Source organism: Acinetobacter sp. ABJ_C1_1 (assembly GCF_044684115.1).
Taxonomy (GTDB): Bacteria; Pseudomonadota; Gammaproteobacteria; order Pseudomonadales; family Moraxellaceae; genus Acinetobacter; species Acinetobacter nosocomialis_A.
This window is the reverse complement of record NZ_JBITPU010000012.1, coordinates 60,529-78,463: the sequence shown is the minus strand read 5'-3', so window position 1 is coordinate 78,463 and position 17,935 is coordinate 60,529. Positions and strand designations below refer to the sequence as shown.

Here is a 17,935-nt window from a genome sequence, read left to right as displayed (position 1 = left end):
GAACCTTCTATGTGGGTTTTTCCATCAATTTAGCACGGCGAAATCTCTTTTTTATTTCACTTTTGTTTTTCGAATCATTTTATAGAGTAATTTCGGGGACATACGGGAAACCATTACACCTAATTTTTCTTTCGTTCCACCCACTACTATATACTCTTGCCCTTGCATTAACGCCTTAACTGACTGTTCTGCAAAAACATCTGCTTCCAATCCATTTTCAATTGCTTCGTCTTGATGGCCTTGAGGCTGCCCTGCACCATTTAACGCATTAAATGAAACATTGGTTTTTACAAAGCCTGGGAAAATCACAGAAACTTCAACGCCTTGATCTGAAACTTCAGCACGCAAACTGTTGGCCCACATATGAATTGCAGCTTTAGCAGCCGAATAACTTGCACGATACTGCGTACCTAATAGCCCTGCTACACTAGAGACAAATACAACTCGGCCAGACTTTTGTTTGAGCATCGTCGGCAGCACAGTTTTGGTTAATGCCACTTGCGAGAAATAATCGACTTCCATAATGGCCCGTTCAGTTTCCATTGTGGTGTCCTGAATCAAAGCACGCTGACTTAAACCTGCATTATTAATGAGCCAGTCGATTCGGCCTTTGGCTTTTAAAATCTGCTCATACGCTTCTTGAACTTGCTGTTGGTTGGTAATGTCCGCAACTACCGACAAATGCTGGTCTGGATGGAGTAAACCAACGCGAACTTCTTCTAATTCTTCAAAGCGGCGTGAAGTTAAAATTACTTGAGCACCTTGCAGAGCAAACTCACCAGCTAAAGCTTTCCCTAATCCAGAAGATGCTCCAGTAATCCACACCACTTTATTTTGCAAAGTATCAAGTTTGGCCATGCTTTAAATTCCTATTATCTTTTTAAATTATGCTGCTTGATGCATGAAGGCCAAAAAGTGGTTGATATAGTGAGTTGCTGTGGTCTGATCAACCTGCGTCCCCAATTTTTCCAAACGTTTATAGCCCAAATGCGTTGTCATATTAATGACCCCATTTAGGGTTTTATCGACAACTAAATTAAATTTTAAACGTTTTTTAGGTTCACGTACTAGGCTTGTTACGCCTAAATCCACAATTTGAATCAAGGTTTGAAAAGCTTCTTCTACGCTTTGCATATTGCCCGCGCGTATTTGCTCGGTCAGTGTTTGGGCTTGTTGCACAAGTTGAGGTGTGATCGGGTAGGTAATATAAACATCTTGCTCACGTTCTTTCATGAGTGAGGTCATATAATCAACTAAAGGTAAAAGTCGTTCATTACCAAAAAAAGAAACTGACCAAGGCATATACTTTCGGAAAGTATCTAAAATTTGTTGAAGAACTTTCTCAGATTCTTGGCGCTGCTTTTCGGTCATGGTCGAGTTGCCTTGCTCTCCTTGTAACAATACGGAGAACACTTGCTCAATAATTTCACAAGATAAATCAGAAAGAACACTACCTAATACTTTGGACTGGCTTTCTTTTACCCCAGCGTGCAATTTCTCTCGAATCGCAGCAAATTGCGTATAGGTCGAGTCGGAAATCTTTAAAAAAACTTTGTAGCTCATGAGTCGCATTCCTTATCAATTCTTTTGTAATTTTTGTGCCGTGCCGCTACACGATTAAATTGTGATCCATGCTTCATAAATCTACCGTTTTTTGAAAAAAATACAAAACCGTTTATCTGTTTTCAGCACATTAATTTCGAGGCATTTTTTTGCTACAATAGATGCAATTTTTTATGCATATTCGATCTAAGCTACTATGACTGACGCTCAAACCGCTCAAAATATTGCAACCACATACGATCCAACCGAGATCGAAAAGAAGTGGTACAAAACGTGGGAAGAACAAGGTTACTTTAAACCTTCTGGTCACGGTGAATCATTCTGTATCATGATTCCACCACCAAACGTCACTGGTAGTTTGCACATGGGCCATGGCTTTAACAACGCCATTATGGATGCCCTTACTCGTTATAACCGTATGATGGGTAAAAACACTTTGTGGCAACCAGGTACAGACCATGCTGGTATTGCAACTCAAATGGTTGTTGAGCGTCAACTTGGCTTACAAGGGGTGACTCGTCACGACTTAGGCCGTGAAAAGTTCATCGAAAAAGTTTGGGAATGGAAAGAACAATCTGGCGGCACAATTACGAAACAAATTCGTCGCTTAGGTTCTTCGGTAGACTGGTCACGTGAACGCTTCACGATGGATGAAGGTTTATCAAACGCAGTTAAAGAAGTATTCGTTCGTTTGCACGAAGACGGTTTAATTTACCGTGGTAAACGTCTTGTAAACTGGGACCCTAAACTTCAAACAGCACTTTCTGACCTTGAGGTAGAAAGCAAAGAAGAAAAAGGTTCGCTTTGGCACTTTAAATATTTCTTTGAAGACAAATCAGTTAAAACTCAAGACGGCAAAGACTATTTAGTGGTTGCAACAACTCGTCCTGAAACTTTACTCGGCGATACTGCGGTTGCTGTTCATCCTGAAGATGAGCGTTATGCACACCTTGTTGGTAAAAACATTGTATTGCCAATTACTGGTCGTTTAATTCCGATCGTTGCTGACGACTACGTTGAAAAAGACTTTGGTACTGGCTGTGTAAAAATCACCCCTGCTCACGACTTCAATGATTATGACTTAGGTAAACGCAATAGCTTGCCAATCATTAATATCTTCAACAAAAACGCCGAAGTTTTAGGTGAGTTTGAATATATTGCAAAAGCTGGCGAACAGATTTCTAAAACCATTACTGCACCTGCAGACTATGCTGGTTTAGAGCGTTTTGAAGCACGTAAAAAATTAGTTGCTCAAGCTGAAGCTGAAGGCTGGTTAGATCAAATCCAACCGTATGACTTAAAAGCTCCACGTGGCGACCGTTCAGGTGTGATCATTGAGCCGTTACTGACTGACCAATGGTACGTAAAAATTGCGCCTCTTGCTGAGCCTGCAATTGAAGCAGTTCAAGATGGCCGTATTAAATTTGTGCCAGAGCAGTACAGCAACATGTACATGGCGTGGATGCGTGACATTCAAGACTGGTGTATTTCACGTCAGCTTTGGTGGGGTCACCGTATTCCAGCTTGGTACGATGCAAATGGCAACATCTATGTTGGCCGTAACGAAGAAGAAGTACGTGCGAAAAATAACATCGCTGCTCACGTTGAACTTAAACAAGATGAAGATGTTCTTGATACATGGTTCTCATCTGCACTTTGGACATTCTCAACTTTAGGTTGGACTGGCGACGCACAAAAAGACGCAGCAAATGATTTCTTAAAAACTTTCCATCCAACAGATGTATTGGTGACAGGTTTTGACATCATTTTCTTCTGGGTTGCCCGCATGATCATGATGACCCTACACTTCATGAAAAATGAAGATGGTTCATCGCAAGTCCCATTTAAGACTGTTTACGTTCACGGCTTGGTACGTGATGGTGAAGGTCAAAAAATGTCGAAGTCTAAAGGTAACGTACTTGACCCATTAGACTTGATTGACGGTATTGATTTAGAAAGCTTAGTTGCAAAACGTACAACTGGCCTAATGAACCCGAAAGATGCAGCGAAGATTGAAAAATCAACGCGCAAAGAGTTCCCAGAAGGCATTAATGCTTATGGTACTGACGCAGTTCGTTTCACGTTCTGTGCGCTTGCAAACACTGGTCGTGACATCAAGTTCGACTTAAAGCGTGTTGAAGGCTACCGTAACTTCTGTAACAAGATCTGGAACGCAACTCGTTTCGTTCTCATGAATGTTGAAGGTCAAACTGTTGGTACAGACGCTCGTCCTGATCTTTGGGAACTTCCAGAACAATGGATTATGAGCCGTCTGCAGAAAGCAGAAGCTGCTGTACACCAAGCGTTTGCAACGTATCGTTTAGACCTTGCTGCTCAAGCGATTTATGACTTTATCTGGAATGAATACTGCGACTGGTATGTTGAGTTAACTAAACCAGTTCTAAACGATGCAGAAGTTTCTGAAGAGCGTAAAGCTGAAGTCCGCCGTGTATTGCTTGCAGTCATGGAAGCATCATTACGTTTGGCTCATCCGTTAATGCCGTATTTGACAGAAGAAATCTGGCAAACGCTTGCACCAATGCTTGGTCAAGGTGGTCCAACGATTATGACTGCTCAATACCCTATTCCTGAGCAAGTAAAAATCAATGAACAAGCTGAAGCGGATATGCAATGGCTTCAAGGCTTGATTGGTGCAGTACGTAACATTCGTGGTGAGTTAGGCTTAGGTAATGCGCGCTTGTTGCCAGTATTACTTCAAAACACATCTGACGCTGAGCGTGAACAAATCATTCGTATTGAAGCATTGTTCAAAGCATTGGCTAAAGTTGAAAGCATTGAATTCTTGAATAAAGACCAAGAGCCACCTTTGTCTTGCTCTAGCGTTGTTAGTCATGCATCGGTATTTGTACCAATGAAAGGCTTAATTGACCCTAAAGCTGAGCTTGCTCGTTTGCAAAAAGATTTAGATAAAATCCAAAAGCAACACGACCAAATCGCGGGCAAACTTGCAAATGAAGGCTTTGTATCTAAAGCACCAGCAGCAGTTGTTGAAGGTGAAAAAGCGAAGCTTGCTGAGTTTGCTGCTCAGTTAGAGAAAGTTAAAGCGAATATGGAGCAAATTGCTGCGCTTTAATCTTTTTTAAGTAAACGAACCCAGAATCTGTGCAAACAGGTTCTGGTTTTTTCTATATTTTAAAAATTACTTTTTTTGTAGAATCAGCATATGGAGATGCCATAATTTTATGCAACCATTCAATAAAGGTAAATTTTCATTCATTTCTTTATGAAACAATAAATTAAACTCATATAAAAATAAGTCGGCTATACCTTGATAAGTAAAACCTATAAATTTTGCGGGTTCTCTAGCAACCCATTCATCTTGAGTCCCCAATAAATCAACTACCAAGATTCCGCCTTCAGGAAGTGCATTTATCATTCGTTTAATTACACTATAAAAATAGCTTGGCTCACAAAAGAATAGACTTGATGAAGCAATAATTAAACTTACGGGTGGAAAATTAAAGTCTTCAAAAGATTCATGATAGAAACTAAATCTAGACTCATCTTTGAATCGCTCAGTACAGGCTTTTTGTGCATCAATTGAAATATCAAAAGCATGGACTTTAAATCCCTTTGAGAGTAGATAAGCAGATTCATTGCCAGCGCCACAACCACAATCGATAGCAACTAAAGGTAAGTTAGAAAAATAACCTAAAGCCTTTTCTAAAATAGGTCTATGTTTAAGTTCTCTTGATAATTGAATAAATTTTTCATTCATAAATCCGATCTTTTAATTTTTATAATTTTCACACTATATTTTATAAAGAATATAACCTCAACGATTTCTTATTTTAGAAGCTACCGACCAAATCGCGGGCCAACTTGCAAATGAATGAAGGCTTTATGTCTAAAGCACCAGCAGCGGTGGTTGAGGATGAAAAAGCAAAGCTTGCTTAATTTGTTGCTCAGTTAAGAAAATTAAAGCGAATACGGAGCAGATTGTTGCACTTTAATCTTTATAGCCTCCAATTTAATCTGTAGTATAAATGGATGATTTATCAGGCCTTTATACTCATAGATAAAAAATAATGAATCCAACCAATCATCCCCCCCAGCTCAAAATAGTCAATTCTGAAAAACAATTGACGAAATATTTCCCTCTAAGCCTGTCACCACAATGGCTACAAAACTTGCTTAAAGCTATTCTTATTCTTTTTTTAGTTTTAGCAGTCTGGAAAAAAATAGATAATCAAATATTTATTATTATTCTTTATACTTTGTGTGCTATTGGGCTATTATCTTCTACTCTATTTCTTTATTTTGATTATCAAAAACAAAAAAAGTTACGCCAAGAAGCTCAAATTAAAAAATATCTTTTAACATATGGTGTTATCAAAAAAATCCAACATTGGAATAAGAAAAAACTTTCCCTCATTATTACAATAAAATATCAGGATATAAATAATAGAACGTTAGAGAAAGATTTTAAAATTGATTATCCTCAAATCAATCTCAGTAAAAACAACCTCGTACCTCACCAATTAATCGGACAACAAGTTAAACTTTATTTATTACCACATTCTTATACTTTACTGCTAATTGAAGTAATCAACTTCCAACCACATAATGTACTAATTGAATTCAAACAAGCAAGAACTAATCCAAAAATCCCTGTTGGTTTATGTAATATTTATGGTTTAACAAACTCAAATTTTCTTTATTTCAATGCAGTTGAAAAAATAAAAATTTTACGTAATTCTGATAATCAATTTCTCGAAATTCATTTTCAACAAGTTGAATTTAATAATTTTATTTTATCTGAATCCATGCAAAATTTTTATGTTGCAGAACAGACATTTTTAGATTTCTTCGCTATTGACCAAAACTATTATCAGGAACTTAAAAATAAAGCTTTGGCTCATTCACATACAATTTGGCAATCTCCTAGACCTATTTTAAACCAAGCACAGCGTAAATCTAAAATTAAACAAATAGAGAAAAAATATTTTACTTTATTTCTTTATATTTTGATTAGTTTACTTGGGTGTAGTCTTATATTCTTTTTTATTTCAGAGTTTTTAGCTATTGTTATATTCTGCATTATAGTTATTTTATTTGGTTTTATATTAAGAAAATGTATTAACTTAATACAATCACCTGATATTGCCCTCTTTATAAAAACTCATGATTTATATGAATAAATATTTTAGTCTTTTTTATAGAATAAATATGTTTATCTAACCTATTGGAAGAGAGTATTTCGAACTTCATTTCCTATTCGATATATTCCCTCTTCCAAAGGAATAGGCAAAAAAGCTTTAAAGCACCCCATGCCCCAACAACATCTCCACCCCACTCACCTTTTTCATATGCTTTAAACGCTCCTTTTCCCACTTCACCTGCTGCTTTAACTCAGCACAATCAGCATCTACAGCTTTATAAACATCACTGATATGTATATGTTCTACTTTTACACTCTTTGCTAACTTAAAAGAATCTAAAATCTCAGCAATTTGACTTTCAAGCTGCTGACTTTGTGCATCCAAAGCAAGTTTATAAAATCGCAACTGCTCAGCAGATAATTCTTTAGCCCCTAGCCCTTTATTCTGTTCAAGCTGTAACTGGAGTTTGAGTAAATAAAACAAATCCTGCTTTTCATAGGCCTGACTTGCTTGTTGAAACAACTCAGTTTTTTCTTCTTTTTTGGTTTCATCTTGCTCGCGGTCTGGGTGAATCATCGCGGCAATTTTTAAATAGACTGTTTTGAGTGACTGCGCTGCCATTTGCTCAGCTTGTTCACGTTTCTGTTGCTGTCTTCGCTGTTTGGCTTGTTCTCGCGCTTGTTGTTGCTCGGCAGCGTACTTTTCAAAGTCTTCTTCAAACTCTAAACCTTGATCAGCACTTTCTTCATACCCAAATTTTATTGACTGAACTTTTTTATTCTTTTTTACCGATTCCCCTGCATGTTGCTCATAAAAGGTATCAATCTGTTTCACTAAATCCAATTGTTCAGCAGACAGTATTTGGGAGCGCTTCAACATTTGTGCAAGCTGGGCAATTTTTTCATCCAGCTGTTGCATGTCTGCTTTAGAAAAATCATGGCTATGCAACATATTCCAGAGTTGATCTAACTGCTGAAATAAGACCTTATGCAAATCGCTGTACACAGGCATCAGTTTTTGCCGTATGTGCTGTTGAATCTCGGCTTGTGCATTTTGCCATGTACTCAGGCTAACTTTTTGCTGTTCTATTTTATCAATCAGGCGATTCAGTTTTTTTTGCTGTGCAGACGGTTCAGACATTTGCTGCAAGCTCACTTTGAGATCAAAGGACATACTCATCCACCTGAAAAAGAAAAAAGTGTATCAATAATCAGATGAGGAAGGTAGCCAAGCATTCTTTAAGTGTTAAGAGGCCTAAAATTTATATCTTAAGAAATCCACCAAATCACCAGTGGCAAAGTCACGGCAGCACATAAAGTTTGAAAGCTAATCACAGCTGCCATAAGCTGACTATCGCCACCCAAAACTTTGGTTAAAATGTATGAAGCAGAAGCAGTCGGTAGTGCAAAGAAAATGACTAAAATTTGCGTTTGTAAGCTTGGTAAACCAAACCACATGCAGACAGCGTAAGCCAAGGCAGGTACTGCTAAAAGTCGTGCAAACGTGTCTGCTGCCAATACCACAATATCTTTTTTAATTTGCATAAACTGTAAAGCTGCGCCAACACATAACAAACCTAGTGGCAAACTCGACACTGAAAAAAGCTTAATAAACTGAGTAAAACCTTCCCAAATCGGGATTTGAAGTGCATTGACTGCAGCCCCAACCACACACGATGCAATTAAAGGATTTTTAAGGAGTGCAATCAAAACAGGTTTAATTGCCATGTGTTCTTTAGAGGTTAAAGCAAGCACCGAAATAACGTTCACAAGTGGAATGCAAAGCGCCAATAAAATTGCCAGTATTGCCATTCCTTCACTTTTAAAAAGTGAAGTCACTAAAGCCAAACCAATATAGGTATTAAAGCGAACCATACTTTGTACATGCACACCAAAACGTGCAGGCGGTATGTGCCAAAACATTCGAAGTATGTATAAAAAGGCGGTCACAGCTAAGACCACAATCAACATCGCAATGATAGCTGTACTCAAGCTTTGTAAGTCAATTTTTGCAGTCGATAGCGTACTAAAAAGCAAAGCGGGAAATAAAATATAGTAATTAAGCTTCTCTGCCCCAGCCCAAAACTCATCGCTAAAAAAACGATATTTTTTAAATAAGTATCCCGATGCAATTAATGCAACTAAAGGAAAAAGAGATAAAACAATGCTATTCATTTCTTTACTCGAGTTTTGTGGAGGTTTGCTGTTTGGCAACTACCTTGGCTTACTCATATATTAAAGATAATGAAAACTCATGATAAAATGAGTTTTTACTCATAACAAATACAACATGACATTTACCCAGCTTGAAATTTTCGCACTCGTTGCCGAACTGAAAAGCTTTACTGCTACAGCAGAAAAGCTGGGAATTTCACAGTCGGCAGTTTCCCATGCGCTTAAATCACTAGAACAACAATGGGGCATTAACCTGATTTCAAGAACTCAAAGCGATATTGAACTGACCACGACAGGTCAACAGTTATTGACTCATGTAAAAGAGCTATTGAGTATTTCCGATACCTTAGAAAAAGAAGTGGCAGCGATCCATGGTTTAAACGAAGGCACATTACGTATTGGCTCTTTTGGGGCGTCCTCCTCTATTTATTTACTGCCTGAAATTTTAGAAACCTTTCGACAGCGTTACCCAAAAATCGAAATTTATATTGATGAAGGTGAAGATAAAGAAGTTACTCAGTGGTTATTGGAACGGCGCATAGAAGTCGGTTTTTTGATTATGCCAGATGAGCGATTCGATACTTTCCCTTTAATTGAAGACCGTTTTGTTGCCTTAATTCCGAGTGGTTACCCGCTCGCTCAACAACTCTATATTGATCCAGCACAGCTAGAAAACTGCCCTTTCATTATGACAATGGCAGGTAGTCGTCATCAGGTCGAATTAATTTTAAAAAACTTTAATGTGAAACCAGACATTAAATTTTATGTTTCACAAATTTTGAGTATCGTCAGCATGGTTCACAATCAATTAGGGGTGTCCATTGTGTCTGATATGGTCATCACCAAAGAGTTACTCTCACTCTATCCCAATGTAGTTAAGCGCCCTTTTAAACCGAACCTTAAACGCTCTATTGGCCTTGCCGTAAAAAATAAAAAGCACATGAGTCCAGCCGTAAAAGCATTTATAGAAGTTGCTCAAGAGGTTTGGTCTAATAAATAATTTAGTCAAAATTTAATTCATTTTATATTTTAATAACGAACTTTTTTAGGTCAATTTATAAGCGCATTAGATGACTTGTAACGTAAAAAGCGCCCAAATTGCCCCTCTTTAACCAAATCAACGCACCATTTATCGCCAAAAACTACTTATTTAATCCAAATTGGTGCGCTTATTGCATATTCATTTTTATGCAATTGAGTTTGTTTCGACAAACTTAGGTTTTTAGATTCCTTAAATCTATTTTGGTGCAATTTACAGACCCAGATTTGTTCCAAAATGGAATTTAGCACTTTTTTCGAGCATGCTATGCAAAATGTAGATCTATTTTTCTTATTACTTGGTGCAGTTTTGGTTCTTGCCATGCACGCAGGTTTTGCATTCTTGGAACTTGGTACCGTTCGCCATAAAAATCAGGTGAACGCGCTTAGTAAAATTCTGACTGACTTTGCCCTTTCAGCCATCGCCTATTTCTTTGTTGGCTACTACATTTCGTATGGTCAGCACTTCTTCCATGATGGTACAGCTCTAGCAAGTGATCATGGCTACAACTTAATGCGTTGCTTCTTTTTACTGACGTTTGCTGCGGCAATTCCTGCCATTATTTCCGGCGGTATTGCTGAACGCGCCAAAATGCGTTCGCAAGCAATTGCAACGCTCGCTTTAGTTGGTCTGGTTTATCCCTTTTTTGAAGGTATGGTCTGGAATGGTAACTACGGTCTACAAAAGTGGTTAGAAACAACTTTTGGCGCAGCTTTTCACGACTTTGCAGGTTCAGTTGTGGTACACGCCATGGGTGGTTGGATTGCACTTGCTGCAGTTATTTTATTAGGTGCACGTTCTGGTCGTTATAAGAAAGATGGTCGCGTAAGTGCTCACCCACCCTCTTCTATTCCATTTTTGGCACTTGGCTCATGGATTTTGATTGTAGGTTGGTTTGGCTTTAATGTAATGAGTGCTCAACGTCTTGATGCAATTTCTGGCCTAGTTGCTATTAATTCACTTATGGCAATGGTGGGCGGAACCATTACAGCAAATGCAATTGGGAGAAATGACCCGGGTTTCTTACATAACGGTCCACTTGCTGGCTTAGTTGCAATCTGTGCAGGGTCTGACATTGTTCACCCTATTAGTGCACTTGTGATTGGTGGTGCAGCCGGTGCCATGTTTGTGTACTTATTTACCTACACTCAAAATAAACTCAAAGTTGATGATGTATTAGGTGTTTGGCCTTTACATGGTGTATGCGGTGCATTTGGTGGTATTGCAGTAGGTCTGTTTGGTCAAAAATGGCTGGGTGGTTTAGGTGGTGTATCTTTTGCCTCTCAGCTCATCGGGACAGTTCTAGCGATTGCAATTGCACTTGCTGGTGGATTTATTGTTTATGGCATACTTAAAGCAACTATTGGTATTCGTTTATCTCAAGAAGATGAGTTTAGAGGTGCAGATTTATCTATTCATAAAATCTCTGCGAACTCTGAAGAAGGTATGTTTTAATTCAGCGATTATGAAGCAGGGTTTAAATATCCTGCTTCTGATTGCCTAATATAAATAAAACTTTTTAAATAAAAATAGTTACTATTGATTAAAAAGTGTGCTTTTAAGTCTCTATACAACCAGCTTATAATATTGAAAAATATATTAATTTTAATATTATTTTAAGATTTATAAATGAAATCCTGTTTAGTTTAAGAACAATTTAAGTTTTATTTTATGTAATGCCCTCAATTCACGCTTAAATTGATGTTACAACACAATGAATCAACAAAAACATTTCTTTCAGCTTCAACTCATTTTTCTTGCTGTCAGTTTTTTTATACTTTTATTTGTATTTCCAGTGGGTGGAAAAATTGATATGTACCTCATCCAACCTTGGATTGATTCAACAGGTCAATTTTTTAATCGAGAAAATTGGTATCTCGAAAAGCTTAATCATCAAATCGTAAAAGATATTATTACAGCGGTTTATGTTATGTTTTTTGGTCTCTGGCTTGCTTCATTTAAAGTAGAAAAGCTAAAAATATATCGCTGGCAATACGGCTATATGTTTTTTGTCAGTATGATTGGTAGCGGTATTGTGGGTTTATTAAAATCACAATCTGCTCATGCCTGCCCTTGGAATATGGTTCATCCTAACAGCTTAGGTGGCTATATTTGGGACTTTACTGCGAAACATGGTCATTGTTTTCCAGGTGGTCATGCTAGCGCTGGTTTTATCATCATGACCGGTTATTTTGTTTATCGTCTTGAACAACCTAAACGTGCTTACTTTTATTTATTCTCAGGCATTTTATTAGGATTTATGATGGGTTGGGCACAAATGATGCGAGGAGCACATTTCCTAAGTCATAATTTATGGACAGGTTGGGTTGTTTGGGCAGTCAATATTTTATTTTACGCGATTTGTATTCATCGCTTTGAATTTGAGAAAGAATTAAAACAAGAGCTTTAAGCTCTTGTTTCATGTAAATGTAAAACTTTAGGTAACTTCACTAAAACTGAAAGACCACCAAGTTCTAAACTCTTGTCGAGAGTTAAAGTTCCACCAAGTCTTTGAGTGGCACGGTCTACAATTGATAAACCTAAACCACTTCCTACTTCTAAATGATGGTGCACTCGATAAAAACGTTTAAGTACTTTATCGTAATTTTCAGGGTCTATACCTGCACCACTATCTTCGATTTGAATACACGCATAGTTATCTGGGTCGGTATAAACTGAAATATTAATAACGCCCTGATGCGGTGTGTATTTAATTGCATTATCAATTAAGTTAAAAATGATCGAATGTACGGTAGGCTCAATACTATGCATCTCGACAGGGTCGTTTTTAACAAAGCCTAAATCAATTTCTTTTTGCATGGCTAAATTAACCAACTGCTCAACGCAATTTAAAGCCACATCGTTAAGCTGAAAATAGCCAGTAGGTTCAACCATACTTAGCGTTACGTCTTGCTTTGCTAATGCCAAAAGCTGTGTAACTAGATGCTGAATACGTGCCAATCCCTTGCTTAAGTTGTGCAACGACTCATGTTCAGGGAACTGACTTAGCAAAATCTTGGTTTGTAAGTTCAATGCAGTAACAGGTGTTCGTAGTTCATGAGCAGCATCTGCAATAAATTGCTTCTGTTCATTTTGTGCTTTAGAAATACGTTCAAATAGGCGGTTCATTTCATCAATGGTAGGTAAAAGCTCCTGAGGATAATCATGCACCTCAATCGGTGTTAACTCTTCAGAATCTCGTTCCATTAACTCATTTTTAAAATCATCTATTGGTTTTAAACCACGACTAATAATAGCGGCCAAGGCAAATATCGCAAAAGGTAAAATGATTAGATAAGGAATGAACATACTGCCCGCAAGCTCCCACGCGAAAGCTTCACGAACCCGCTCTTGTTGACTGACCTGAATTTGATAGTCTTTTAACGGTAAAACATATGTTCGGACTACACCTTCAGCGGTTTTATGTGAATAAAAACCAGCTTGTTGAACAGGAGGAACCAGTAAGTGAAGATGATGAGATAAATTCGCTTGGTCTTTGTAAGCCCAGATATCTAAAAATAAATCTTCTTCGTGGTAAGTTCGATGTAAATCAAACTTACTACTTACTGTTTTTAAAGGATACTCTGCTGTTCTTTCTGCTAAATACTGCATTTGAGTATCTAAAATTTCATCGACTTCCTGAAGTGCAACTTTATAAGCACTAAAAATTAAGATACAACCTAAGACGACACTAAAAATTGAGGTGCCCCAGAGTAATCGCTTTTTTAATGAATAATGCACGTTCATAAAGTCCCGAATTCTTAAATTATGATTGCCCTAGACGGTAACCTAACCCTCGAATAGTTCGAATAAAGTCTTTACCTAGTTTGGCTCTCAAATGATGAACATATACTTCAATCGTGTTGCTGGTCACATCACTATCAAAGTCATATAACTTATCTTCCAAGTTAGCCTTCGAGAAAATTTTATTCGGATGACTCATAAGCGGAATCAAAATTGCCCACTCACGATTCGATAAATCAATACGCTGCCCTTTAAACGTCGCAATATGCTGTTCAACATTTAAAACCAGATCACCACTTTGTAGTAGTTGATCTTGGCTCGCAAGTTGAGCCTCTACTCCACTACGGCGCAATAATGCGTGAATGCGAGCAAGTAACTCATCAAACTCATATGGCTTAATTAAGTAATCATCTGCACCCAGATTCAAACCGTCAACACGGTTTTGCAACTGGTCACGCGCAGAGATAATTAAGACAGGCGTTGCTGCTCTTTGACGGATTTGCTTTAAAACCTGCATACCATCCATCATGGGCAATCCCAAATCTAAAAGAATGAGATCAAACTTATTCTTTGCCAGTTGGGCCAAACCATCTAAACCATTATTGACCCATTCCACCTCAAATTGATGATATTGCAGCAACGTAGTCGTTGATTCTGCAATCATAAAATCATCTTCAATCATCAAGATTTTTGTCATGTTCTAGGCTCGCTTTAGTTTACATTGGCACAAGAGTGCAACATGTCCAGTTGAGGGTTGATGACTTGGGTTTTTACATCCAACATACTTAACAAGCTTGGGAATAAATTATCCTGACTTAACTTTTGTTTAATTTGTTGATTTAAACAATTTACTTGAGCAAGATTATGTTGTTTCCAGCCATCTGAGAACCACATAATCATTGGGATATGTGTTTGTTGGCTTGGTGCAATTGAGTAAGGTGAACCATGCAAATACATACCATGTTCGCCTGTTGACTCACCATGGTCAGATAAATACCAGAAACCAGTTTGATAATTTGATACTTCTTTTAAAATATTAATCATTTGGCTTAATACATGGTCAGTATAGACGATTGTATTATCATAACTATTTATCAGCTCGGCTGGTGAACAACCCTGTATCGCATTAGTATCACAAGTTGGTTTAAATGGTTGATATTTCTCAGGTGCACGCTTGTAATATGCTGGCCCATGACTACCCATCTGATGTAATACAACTAAACGTGGACGCTTATCATCTTTCGGAATAGAAGCCAAATATTGCTTTAAGCTATCAATCAGAATGTCATCAAGACATTCATCATCTTTACACCATTTTTGCTTTAAATCTTCTGGAATTTGATATTGTTCAACGCGATCACATGCGCCTTTACACCCCGAGTTATTATCAATCCAAGTGACTTGATAGCCTGCACGTTTTGCAATATCAAGTAATCCTTCACGATGACTCGCTAATTGCTCATCATAATCAGCACGTGGCATACCAGAGAACATACATGGCACAGAAACCGCTGTTGCAGTACCACATGAACTCACTTGTGAAAAGTTTAAAATATCTTGTTTAGAAAGCTCTGGGTTTGTATTTTTCGCATAACCATTCAGTGAGAAACTTTCTGCACGTGCAGTTTCACCCACCACAAGTACCATAAGTTTAGGTAAATCTTTTTGAGTTTGCTGGACTTGATGAGCATCTTCACCATACTTCACAAGAGGAAGATTTTTCTTAGGTGCTTTTTTACGATAATAAGACATGACCGAAGAAATGGTGTTCTGAGGAGAAATCATCCCTTTCAAGTCACGATGCTCCCTAAATATTGCTGCAAAATCAACATAGTAAGCAAACAACAATCCGCCCACAACGGCAAATGCAAGGGCGATTGAAAGGACTTTTTTAAGCAAAAGCGGAAGTATTTTTTCTGATTTAAGTTTTACCTGAGTAATCAAAAATATAGGCAAAACAACAAAGAAAATCGTCCAAAGTCCAAAACGTAAAGAGAGTAAATCTGTGGCTTCTGCGACATCTGTTTGAGCAATATTTTGAATCTGGTCAGGTGAAATAATGACACCTAAAGTATTTACAAAATACGAGCTAAATCCACCAATGAATACCAACAAAATGGCAAAAATTTTGGCTGTCCATTTCCAGTTTAAAATTTGTAAAGCTGCATAATAGGTAGCAACAACAATCACTACAGTAGCGGCTAAGAATAAGGTTGCTTTTATACCTAAATATGGCGTCAACAGGTGAACTTTCTTATAAAAACCAATATTTAGAATTGCTCCTAACCAAATGGCTATAATGACGTTGAACATAAACAGGGAAATCTGCTTATTTCTTAATTTAGAAAAAAAACTCAGCATCTCTGGTTACTACGACCTTTTTTTATGATCTTCTAATGTAAAAATTGAAACTTAAAAATGACTTAAATAATAGAATGATCGGTATAAACCATTTTTAATGGGCTTAGTGTTATTTAACTTAACTACAAATAAAAAGTCGAGGTTAACTTGAACCTCGACTTTTTCAGATGAAAAACTATGAGAGATTAGAAGCTATACTTAGCCATTAAACCAATACGGTTATCTTTGTAAGATTTGCCAGCAAAAGTATCACGTTTACCGTTTACATACTCAAGACCTAAATCAATTGGTTTAACAGGCGTATAGATAAAGTTAATCCATGCTTGTTGAACTTTTTCATTACCAGCTGTATATGCTTTTGCATAATCAGTGCCATCATCAGCAAATTCTGCACCGTACGCTAAAGTTGAACGTAAGTTAGGTAAGATTTTATAAGTACCGCCTACTTGTACAGCAACAAACTTATTTTGCTCGATATTGTTATTTACCAAAGTATAGGCAGCGTTACTACCATATAAATAGCTGCTATCACCAACTACATAAGAAACATCAGCAAAAAGCTTCAAAGGATCTGAAACTTTGAAGTCTGTACCTGCAGCAATACCCCAGCCAGTTTTATTATCATCACCAAGTGATGATTTATAATTTTCAACTAAAGCACGAGCTGATGCAGAACCTTTACCCCCTGCATAACCTTGAGTGATTTTAGCAGTTAATGCAGGTAAGCTATATTTAATACTGTCGCCTGTTGCCGCAGAGGTACTATCACCTTTTTCAGCAGAAACAAACAATTGTGTAGTTGGACCTAACTTGTAGCCATAACGCACTTGAGGCACACGTTTCGTACCACCACCAACGTTTGTCGAGAAATCGATCATTTCTGGTGCATGAGTTGACAAGAAGTTAGATGTCGTTTGACCAAATAACCAGTCGTTATACGTTAAGTAAGCATGTCGAATACGCAATGAGCCATTTGAATCTGTTGTTGAACCAGCAAAATCAACTTCGAGCTTACCGCCTACTTTAGCATCGCCAACAGGTGTATTAAAGTCTAAACCAAGACGTGTAGTTTTAGCAGTCGAACGTAATTTATCTTTTGTTTTACCATCAGTCTTACTAACGTCAGCAAAGTCGTTATCCGCACCTTCGATAATGTAGTTAGCATCACCACGAACAAAACCATAAAGGTTCACATCAGCACCAGCTTTAGATTTAAAACCTGCTAATGGAGAAGCTGGCGCAGCAACAGGCTGAGGCTGTGCTTTAACTTCAGCTAACTGTACTTGCTGTTGTTGCTGTACTTGTTGCTGTTGCTGTTGAACTTGGCGCTGTTCTTTAACTAATGCTTTTAAAGCTTCAACTTCTTGACGAAGTTTTTGAATTTCCTCTTTTTCAGAGGTTGCCGCATTTGCCCCACTCATCATTAAAGCTGTTACTGTAATAGCTAAACTTTTAACAACAAACGATTTACGATTAAGGAATAGATCCATCAAAAACTCCTAAAAATATATTTTATGTTGCTTGTCCATGCCAAGTTGATTCGTGTGACCATTGAGCACAAAAAAACCAACTATCCTCCAAATTTGATTGCATTAATTTTATTACCGCAATCAAAACCAATTTTAACGCTGGGTAAGATTAAAATTCCCAAATCAAAAGAATTAAAACAGACTTTTGTTTACAGAACTTTTACCTTGACTTCATGTTGTAACGAATCCTACACAACTCTCTTATCTTATAGAATGATTAAATCATTATTTCATTATTCTTTTTTAGACTTTAGGCTAATATACAATCTAATTAAAGATTCTTTTGCTGTCCTGATGGTTTCACATGATTTTTCTTGTTATTCGCATCCCTTTTTCTCCTTCTAGCTTCCATTCGCTACCCAAACAAGATGGCACAATTAATAAGCCATTTGAATAGCTAAA

15 protein-coding genes are annotated in these 17,935 nt (G+C 37.4%); 6 read left to right on the top strand and 9 right to left on the bottom strand.

Annotated elements, in window-relative coordinates; genetic code table 11:
- Positions 1 to 51: 51 nt before the first annotated feature.
- Positions 52 to 858: an SDR family NAD(P)-dependent oxidoreductase gene (locus ACG59Z_RS13760; protein WP_016803828.1), complete on the bottom strand. Its 807-nt coding sequence runs from the start codon at positions 856 to 858 to the stop codon at positions 52 to 54.
- 27 nt (positions 859 to 885) lie between these two features.
- Positions 886 to 1,563: a hypothetical protein gene (locus ACG59Z_RS13755; protein ID WP_275289763.1), complete on the bottom strand. Its 678-nt coding sequence runs from the start codon at positions 1,561 to 1,563 to the stop codon at positions 886 to 888.
- Positions 1,564 to 1,759: 196 nt separating this feature from the next.
- Here ACG59Z_RS13755 and ACG59Z_RS13750 point away from each other — a divergent pair, with 196 nt between their 5' ends.
- Positions 1,760 to 4,657 carry a valine--tRNA ligase gene (locus tag ACG59Z_RS13750; protein ID WP_400199829.1) on the top strand — a complete coding sequence of 966 codons (2,898 nt, stop codon included), beginning with the start codon at positions 1,760 to 1,762 and terminating at the stop codon, positions 4,655 to 4,657.
- Between the two features lie 66 nt (positions 4,658 to 4,723).
- Here ACG59Z_RS13750 and ACG59Z_RS13745 read toward each other — a convergent pair whose 3' ends face one another.
- Entirely contained in the window at positions 4,724 to 5,302 is a 579-nt protein-coding gene (locus tag ACG59Z_RS13745; protein WP_400199828.1) for a class I SAM-dependent methyltransferase, read from the bottom strand.
- A 110-nt stretch (positions 5,303 to 5,412) separates the two neighbouring features.
- On the opposite strand from ACG59Z_RS13745, the gene ACG59Z_RS13740 reads away from it, so the two are divergent.
- Together ACG59Z_RS13740 and ACG59Z_RS13735 are read left to right on the top strand one after the other, a co-directional pair.
- Positions 5,413 to 5,481: a hypothetical protein gene (locus ACG59Z_RS13740; protein WP_400199845.1), complete on the top strand. Its 69-nt coding sequence runs from the start codon at positions 5,413 to 5,415 to the stop codon at positions 5,479 to 5,481.
- Between the two features lie 131 nt (positions 5,482 to 5,612).
- Positions 5,613 to 6,725 (top strand): hypothetical protein, encoded by a 1,113-nt coding sequence (locus ACG59Z_RS13735; protein ID WP_400199827.1) that lies wholly within the window; start codon positions 5,613 to 5,615, stop codon positions 6,723 to 6,725.
- A 117-nt stretch (positions 6,726 to 6,842) separates the two neighbouring features.
- Here ACG59Z_RS13735 and ACG59Z_RS13730 read toward each other — a convergent pair whose 3' ends face one another.
- Both ACG59Z_RS13730 and ACG59Z_RS13725 read right to left on the bottom strand, forming a co-directional pair.
- Entirely contained in the window at positions 6,843 to 7,859 is a 1,017-nt protein-coding gene (locus ACG59Z_RS13730) for a molecular chaperone DnaJ (RefSeq protein WP_400199826.1), read from the bottom strand.
- Positions 7,860 to 7,954: 95 nt separating this feature from the next.
- Complete coding sequence (locus tag ACG59Z_RS13725; protein ID WP_400199825.1) at positions 7,955 to 8,860, bottom strand: AEC family transporter; 906 nt, start codon at positions 8,858 to 8,860, stop codon at positions 7,955 to 7,957.
- 115 nt (positions 8,861 to 8,975) lie between these two features.
- Between ACG59Z_RS13725 and ACG59Z_RS13720 the strand changes: the two genes are divergently transcribed.
- The 3 genes from ACG59Z_RS13720 to ACG59Z_RS13710 all read left to right on the top strand — a co-directional run bounded on the left by ACG59Z_RS13720 (position 8,976) and on the right by ACG59Z_RS13710 (position 12,309).
- Positions 8,976 to 9,860: a LysR family transcriptional regulator gene (locus ACG59Z_RS13720; protein WP_400199824.1), complete on the top strand. Its 885-nt coding sequence runs from the start codon at positions 8,976 to 8,978 to the stop codon at positions 9,858 to 9,860.
- Positions 9,861 to 10,166: 306 nt separating this feature from the next.
- On the top strand, positions 10,167 to 11,354 hold the full coding sequence (locus ACG59Z_RS13715) for an ammonium transporter (protein WP_263614477.1): 1,188 nt from the start codon (positions 10,167 to 10,169) through the stop codon (positions 11,352 to 11,354).
- 259 nt (positions 11,355 to 11,613) lie between these two features.
- A complete protein-coding gene (locus ACG59Z_RS13710) occupies positions 11,614 to 12,309 on the top strand; it encodes a phosphatase PAP2 family protein (protein ID WP_263614478.1) in 696 nt (231 codons plus the stop codon).
- Here ACG59Z_RS13710 and ACG59Z_RS13705 read toward each other — a convergent pair.
- From ACG59Z_RS13705 to ACG59Z_RS13690, 4 genes are all read right to left on the bottom strand, one after another.
- Entirely contained in the window at positions 12,306 to 13,640 is a 1,335-nt protein-coding gene (locus ACG59Z_RS13705; protein ID WP_263614920.1) for an ATP-binding protein, read from the bottom strand. The genes ACG59Z_RS13710 and ACG59Z_RS13705 overlap by 4 nt on opposite strands.
- A gap of 25 nt (positions 13,641 to 13,665) precedes the next feature.
- A complete protein-coding gene (locus ACG59Z_RS13700) occupies positions 13,666 to 14,340 on the bottom strand; it encodes a DNA-binding response regulator PmrA (protein ID WP_004746055.1) in 675 nt (224 codons plus the stop codon).
- Between the two features lie 14 nt (positions 14,341 to 14,354).
- Positions 14,355 to 16,004 (bottom strand): phosphoethanolamine--lipid A transferase, encoded by a 1,650-nt coding sequence (locus ACG59Z_RS13695; protein ID WP_263614479.1) that lies wholly within the window; start codon positions 16,002 to 16,004, stop codon positions 14,355 to 14,357.
- Between the two features lie 185 nt (positions 16,005 to 16,189).
- Positions 16,190 to 17,494 (bottom strand): OprO/OprP family phosphate-selective porin, encoded by a 1,305-nt coding sequence (locus ACG59Z_RS13690; RefSeq protein WP_263614480.1) that lies wholly within the window; start codon positions 17,492 to 17,494, stop codon positions 16,190 to 16,192.
- Positions 17,495 to 17,935 lie beyond the last annotated feature (441 nt).

Bases quoted from the DNA above. Each gene is read 5' to 3' on its own strand.
- ACG59Z_RS13760 (WP_016803828.1), bottom strand. From the start codon at position 858: ATGGCCAAACTTGATACTTTGCAAAATAAAGTGGTGTGGATTACTGGA.
- ACG59Z_RS13755 (WP_275289763.1), bottom strand. From the start codon at position 1,563: ATGAGCTACAAAGTTTTTTTAAAGATTTCCGACTCGACCTATACGCAA.
- ACG59Z_RS13750 (WP_400199829.1), top strand. From the start codon at position 1,760: ATGACTGACGCTCAAACCGCTCAAAATATTGCAACCACATACGATCCA.
- ACG59Z_RS13745 (WP_400199828.1), bottom strand. From the start codon at position 5,302: ATGAATGAAAAATTTATTCAATTATCAAGAGAACTTAAACATAGACCT.
- ACG59Z_RS13735 (WP_400199827.1), top strand. From the start codon at position 5,613: ATGAATCCAACCAATCATCCCCCCCAGCTCAAAATAGTCAATTCTGAA.
- ACG59Z_RS13730 (WP_400199826.1), bottom strand. From the start codon at position 7,859: ATGTCCTTTGATCTCAAAGTGAGCTTGCAGCAAATGTCTGAACCGTCT.
- ACG59Z_RS13725 (WP_400199825.1), bottom strand. From the start codon at position 8,860: ATGAATAGCATTGTTTTATCTCTTTTTCCTTTAGTTGCATTAATTGCA.
- ACG59Z_RS13720 (WP_400199824.1), top strand. From the start codon at position 8,976: ATGACATTTACCCAGCTTGAAATTTTCGCACTCGTTGCCGAACTGAAA.
- ACG59Z_RS13715 (WP_263614477.1), top strand. From the start codon at position 10,167: ATGCAAAATGTAGATCTATTTTTCTTATTACTTGGTGCAGTTTTGGTT.
- ACG59Z_RS13710 (WP_263614478.1), top strand. From the start codon at position 11,614: ATGAATCAACAAAAACATTTCTTTCAGCTTCAACTCATTTTTCTTGCT.
- ACG59Z_RS13700 (WP_004746055.1), bottom strand. From the start codon at position 14,340: ATGACAAAAATCTTGATGATTGAAGATGATTTTATGATTGCAGAATCA.
- ACG59Z_RS13695 (WP_263614479.1), bottom strand. From the start codon at position 16,004: ATGCTGAGTTTTTTTTCTAAATTAAGAAATAAGCAGATTTCCCTGTTT.
- ACG59Z_RS13690 (WP_263614480.1), bottom strand. From the start codon at position 17,494: ATGGATCTATTCCTTAATCGTAAATCGTTTGTTGTTAAAAGTTTAGCT.